Consider the following 5,495-nt stretch of genomic DNA (forward strand, 5'->3'; position numbering starts at 1 on the left):
CGGGCCGCCCGGCCAGGGCCGTTCCACGGTGCGGACGTCGCCGGACCCGGGTTCCCGCGACCGGCCGCTGTGGGTCCTGTTCGCCCTGTCGATCCTCCTTCCGCTCTCGCTGTTCGTCTGGACCGCGGTGACCAGCTACAGGGAGGAGCTGGCGGACGCCGAGCGGACGGCGACGCGCACGGCGACGGCGCTTCACGAGCACGTCTCCAGAGTGCTCGACACCCACGAGGTCGTGCTCGACGAAATCGACCGGCGGATCGCGGGACGCTCCTGGGAGGACATCGAGAGCGACGCCGGGCTTCGCAAGGACCTGGTCCGCATCGAGCGGAGCCTGGAGCAGATCGGGATCATCGCGCTGGTCGACGAAAGCGGCCGGGTCCGGGCGACGTCGCGCGGGGTCGCGCCGCCGGCCGCCCCGATCGCCGACCGCGACTATTTCGAGGCGCAGCGCGAACGCGACGCAGGGACCTATGTCGGCGCCCCCTTCGTCAGCAGGGTCACCGGGGAGCGGCTCGTTGCGCTCAGCCGGCGGCGCACGACGCCCGACGGCAGCTTCGACGGCATCGTCCAGGTCGCGGTCCCGATCTCCTACATGACCGGCTTCTGGAAGCAGTTCGTCCCCACCATCGCCCACGTCATCCCGTTCGTGCGCGCCGACGGCCGGGTCATCGCGCGCTATCCCGCCATCAACAATCCGGAATGGCTGGACACCACGGGCCCCTTCCTCAGCCGGGCGCTGCGCAACCCGCGGGGCGTCTACACCGCCGCCTCGCAGGTCGACGGCGTCGAACGCCTCAACGCCTATATGCGGATACAGGGATATCCGCTGTTCATCAGCTTCAGCATGGAGACCGGCGCGATCCTGAACGGCTGGTACAGGACCATCGCCATCCACGGGGCCTACACCCTCCTGACCGTGCTGGCCCTGCTCGGCATGAGCGTCATGGCCGTGCGCCGGTACCGGGCGCAGCAGGTCGCCTCGCGGCGCTGGCAGGAGGCGGCGGACCGGCTGGCGAGGGAGATGGCGGCGCGGGAGCGGGCGGAGGACGCGCTGCGCCAGTCGCAGAAGATGGAGACGCTCGGGCAGATCACCGGCGGCCTGGCGCACGACTTCAACAACCTGCTCCAGACGATGGCGAGCGGCCTCTACGTGCTGTCGTCCAGGATCCCCGAGGACGCGCGGGCCGTCGCCGACGCGACGATGCAGGCGGTGGAGCGCGGGGCCAAGCTGGTCCACCAGCTGATGGCGTTCTCCCGGCGCCAGCAACTGCAGCCGCAGCCGGTCGACCTGTGCGCGCTGGTCGCCGGGATGGACGACCTGCTGCGCCGCGCGGTCGGCGACGCGGTCCATGTCGAGGTGGACGTCGATGCCGGCCTCGATCCGGTGATGGCCGATCCCAACCAGACCGAGATGGCGATACTGAACCTCGCGATCAACGCCCGCGACGCGATGGCCGGCAGCGGCCGCCTGACCATCGCGGCGCGCGGCCTGGACGTGGCGCGCGGCGGGGACGGACGGCTGAGCCCGGGGCGCTACGTCGTCCTGTCGGTCACCGACACCGGCGGCGGCATGCCGCCGGACGTCCAGGACCGGGCCTTCGAGCCCTTCTTCACGACGAAGGAGGTCGGCAAGGGGACCGGGCTGGGCCTGAGCATGGTCTACGGCTTCGCCGAGCAGTCCGGCGGCACGGCGGAGATCGGCAGCCATCCCGGCCGCGGGACGACCGTGAGCCTGTACCTGCCCCGGGCCGACGCCGCCGCGCCGCAGGGGCGCGCGGCGCGGCAGCCGTCTTCGGCCGGCGGCACCGAGACGATCCTGCTGGTGGAGGACGAGGCCCTGGGCCGCATGGGGATCGCGCTGGCCCTGCGCCAGTTCGGCTACCGGGTCCACGAGGCGCGCAGGGGGGCCGAGGCGCTGGAGACCCTGGATCGGGAATGGCCGATAGACCTGATGATCGCCGACTACGCGATGCCGGGGATGTCCGGCATCGAGCTGGCGGCGGCGGCGCGGCGGCGGCATCCGGACCTGCGCATCATGATCATCACCGGACATGCCGCCTTCTCGTTCGACGAGACCGGAAGCGGCGTGTCGGCGGTGATGCGCAAGCCCTTCCGCATGGGCGAGCTGGCGGAGCGGATCAGGGCCGTCCTCGCGCGGGACGCCCCGGCCATGGACCCCGAGACGCTCGAAGGCGAGCGGTCTTAGATATCGTGTTCCTCAGGCGCCGGCGCCGCGTCCGCGGCTCGGCTTTCGCCCCTGACGGGGCGGGGGCGCGGTCGCGCCCCTGAGCGTTTCCGGTAGCCGGAAACGCTCCGAGATATCGTGTTCCTCAAGCACCGGCGCCGCGTCCGGGCATCGCCACCGGCGCCCACAGCACGTCGTCGATCGCCTCGGTGCCGGTGCACAGCATGACCAGGCGGTCGAAGCCCAGCGCGATGCCGGCGCTGTCGGGCATGCCCAGTTCCAGGGCGGCCAGGAAGTCCTCGTCGACGGGGTAGCGCTCGCCGTAGATCCGCTCCCGCAGCGCCATGTCGGCCTCGAAGCGGGCGCGCTGGACGGCCGCGTCCGTCAGCTCGCCGAAGGCGTTGGCGAGCTCGAGCCCGCAGATGTAGAGCTCGAACCGCTCGGCGAGGCGGGGGTCGTCGGGCTTGGGGCGCGACAATGCCGCCATGCTGACGGGATAGTCGGCCAGAAAGGTCGGCCGGACCATGCCCAGGCGGGGCTCCACCCGCTCCAGGCTGATGCGGAAGAACAGGTCCTCCCAGGTGTCGCCGGGATGGGGCGCGATGCCGACGCGCTCGGCCTCGCGCGCCAGCAGCGCCGCGTCCGGCGCCGTGGGGTCCGGCGCGGTCGCGAGCAGGTCGATGCCGGCATGGCGGCGGAACGCGTCCTCGACGCTCAGCACCTCCCAGTCCAGGAAAGGATCGCAGGGCTGCCCGCGCCACAGGAAGGTCCGGCGCCCGGCGGCGCCGGCGGCGGCGCGCACCAGCGCCACGCAGTCCTCCATCAAGTCGGCGTAGCCGGCGCCCGCCCGGTACCATTCCAGCATCGTGAACTCGGGGCTGTGGGTCCCGGAGCGCTCGGCGTTGCGGAACACGTGCGCGAGCTGGAAGATGCGCGGCTCGCCGGCCACCAGCAGCTTCTTCATCGCGAATTCCGGGCTGGTGTGCAGGTGCAGGCGCAGGCGGTCGTCGGGGTTGGCCCCGACCAGCTCCGTCGCGAAGGCGTGCAGATGCGGCTCCATGCCCGGGGAGACCTGGAGGGCCGGCGTGTCGACCTCGACGAAGCCGTCGGCCTCGAAGAAGGCGCGCACGGCACGCGCGATGCGCGAGCGCGAGCGCAGCGCGTCGCGCCGCGCGGCGTGGCGGTCGGGGTGCCACCAGGGAGGGCGGTTCGGGTCGGGCAAGGGTCGGTCTTCCTCCATGGCTACGCTCCTGGCGTCGTCGGGGCGCTTTTTTCCTTGCCTGCCCGAGTTGAACGGGCAAAGGCAACCTGTTAGGGTCCGCGCCTTGAAAAACAGCCTCAATGACGGTCCGACGCCATGAAGGTCAACGCCAATCAGATGCGCCCCGGCCACGTGCTCGAGCATAACGGCAAGCTGTGGGTGATTCTCAAGACCGCAATCGTCCAGCCCGGCAAAGGCGGCGCCTTCATCCAGCTCGAGATGAAGGACGTCCGGACCGGAACCAAGACGACGGAACGCTTCCGCACGCAGGAAACGGTCGAGCGCGCGCGCCTCGACGAGCACGAGATGCAATTCCTGTTCTCCGAGGGCGACACCTTCACCTTCATGGACAAGGAGACGTTCGAGCAGATCGTGATCCCGCGCGACATCATCGGCGACCCGGCCGTCTTCCTGCAGGAAGGCATGACGGTCAACGTCCAGGCCCACGAGGGCTCGCCGCTCGCGGTCGAGCTGCCGGCGACGGTGGTCCTCGAGGTGCTGGAGGCCGATCCGGTCGTGAAGGGCCAGACCGCGAGCAGCTCGTACAAGCCGGCGCGGGTCGAGAACGGCCAGCGCGTCATGGTGCCGCCGCACATCGAGACCGGCCAGCGCATCGTCGTCAATACCAGCGACGGCGCCTATCTCGAACGATCGAAGGACTGATCGCCCGCCATGGCAGCCCGCTCGGCAATCATCAACGTCATGGCCCGAGCCGTCGAGAAGGCGGCCAAGGGCCTCGTGCGCGACTTCGGCGAGGTGGAGCATCTGCAGGTCTCCCGCAAGGGGCCGGCCGACTTCGTCTCCAGCGCCGATACGCGGGCCGAGCAGATCCTGCGCGCGGAACTGCAGAGGGCCCGACCCGATTTCGGCTTCCTGATGGAGGAGTCGGGAGAGACGAAGGGCCGCGATCCCGCCAACCGCTGGATCGTCGACCCGCTCGACGGCACCACCAACTTCCTCCACGGCCTGCCGCACTGGGCGATATCGGTCGCGCTGGAGCGTGACGGCGAGATCGTCGCCGGCGTCGTCTACGAGCCGCTGAAGGACGAGATGTTCTGGGCGGAACGGGGGGCCGGCGCCTTCAACAACCACCAGCGCCTGCGCGTGTCCAGCCGCCGGCGGATGGAGGACGCGCTGATCGCCACCGGCATGCCGTTCAAGGGCCGAGGCAACCATGCCGCGTTCCTCGGGCAGCTCGAGACGGTGATGGCGGAGGTCGCCGGCATCCGGCGCCTCGGCTCGGCGGCGCTCGACCTCGCCTATGTCGCGGCCGGCCGTTTCGACGGGTTCTGGGAGACCGGGCTGGCGCCCTGGGACACGGCGGCCGGCGTGCTCCTGGTCAGCGAGGCCGGCGGCTTCGTCACCGAGATCGGCGGCGGCCGCAACCCCGTCCACGGGGCCAGCGTGCTCGCCGCCAACGACCATCTGCACCTGCACCTGGGAAAGCTGCTTCGCGGTGCCGCGAAGGCGTCGCGCGGCAGCGCGGCAGGCTGAGCGGCAGACTGGGCGGCAGACTGGGCGGGCATCCGCGCGAAAGGGGCAAAGCGGTTGTTCCACTTGGGGTGTTCGGCTATTGTCCGGTGCGGACATCGCGAATGCACCGGTCTTCAAAGGCTTCATGCGGGGACCATGGGACGGTTGAGCAGACGCTTCGGCGGAGGATGGCCGGCCGCGGCCGTGGCCGTCCTCGCGTCCGCGGGAGCGACGGCGGCGGCGCTGCCGGCCCAGGCGTCGGCGTCCTGGATCGCGCCCGTGCCCGCGCAGAAGCCCGAGATCCCGCCCGTGCCGGGCACCAGCCCGCCCGCCGCCGCCGCGGTGCCGGGCACCCCCCCGGTGCTGGACCGTTCGGCACCGCCGGCGGCCGGCGGCCGCGTGGGCGGGGGAACGGGCGGGGGGACAGTCGGAGTGCCCGGGCCTCTGCCGGACTTCGCGCTCGCCCCGCTGCCGGTCCCCGAAGACCCGCTGGGCAGCCGGCCGGCGCCCGCGGCCGACCCGGCCCTGGCCGACCCGCTGCCGGTCCCGCCTCCCCTGCCCGACCTGTCGCCGCGC

General features: G+C 71.7%; 4 protein-coding genes and 1 pseudogene. 4 read left to right on the forward strand and 1 reads right to left on the reverse strand.

All coding sequences use genetic code 11. The features are described 5' to 3' along the window. Positions 1–2,206: hybrid sensor histidine kinase/response regulator (locus VGO20_RS11130; protein ID WP_327502412.1), on the forward strand; the 2,206-nt coding region annotated here is incomplete at its 5' end. Positions 2,207–2,330: 124 nt separating this feature from the next. Here VGO20_RS11130 and epmA read toward each other — a convergent pair. Next, positions 2,331–3,425: an EF-P lysine aminoacylase EpmA gene (epmA, locus tag VGO20_RS11135; RefSeq protein WP_327502413.1), complete on the reverse strand. Its 1,095-nt coding sequence runs from the start codon at positions 3,423–3,425 to the stop codon at positions 2,331–2,333. A 117-nt stretch (positions 3,426–3,542) separates the two neighbouring features. Between epmA and efp the strand changes: the two genes are divergently transcribed. The 3 genes and pseudogenes from efp to VGO20_RS11150 form a co-directional block, all read left to right on the forward strand. After that, positions 3,543–4,109, forward strand: coding sequence for an elongation factor P (gene efp / locus VGO20_RS11140; protein WP_327502414.1), 567 nt, complete (start codon positions 3,543–3,545; stop codon positions 4,107–4,109). A 9-nt stretch (positions 4,110–4,118) separates the two neighbouring features. Beyond that, positions 4,119–4,940, forward strand: a complete 822-nt coding sequence (locus tag VGO20_RS11145) for an inositol monophosphatase family protein (protein ID WP_327502415.1) — start codon at positions 4,119–4,121, stop codon at positions 4,938–4,940. Positions 4,941–5,084: 144 nt separating this feature from the next. Beyond that, a pseudogene (locus VGO20_RS11150) lies at positions 5,085–5,495 on the forward strand (hypothetical protein); the annotation flags it as partial.

This window comes from Arenibaculum sp. (genome assembly GCF_035998295.1).
Classification (GTDB): domain Bacteria; phylum Pseudomonadota; class Alphaproteobacteria; order Azospirillales; family Azospirillaceae; genus DASYHS01.

Coding starts and splice junctions, on each gene's coding strand:
- epmA (WP_327502413.1), bottom strand. CDS start 3,425: ATGGAGGAAGACCGACCCTTGCCCGACCCGAACCGCCCTCCCTGGTGG.
- efp (WP_327502414.1), top strand. CDS start 3,543: ATGAAGGTCAACGCCAATCAGATGCGCCCCGGCCACGTGCTCGAGCAT.
- VGO20_RS11145 (WP_327502415.1), top strand. CDS start 4,119: ATGGCAGCCCGCTCGGCAATCATCAACGTCATGGCCCGAGCCGTCGAG.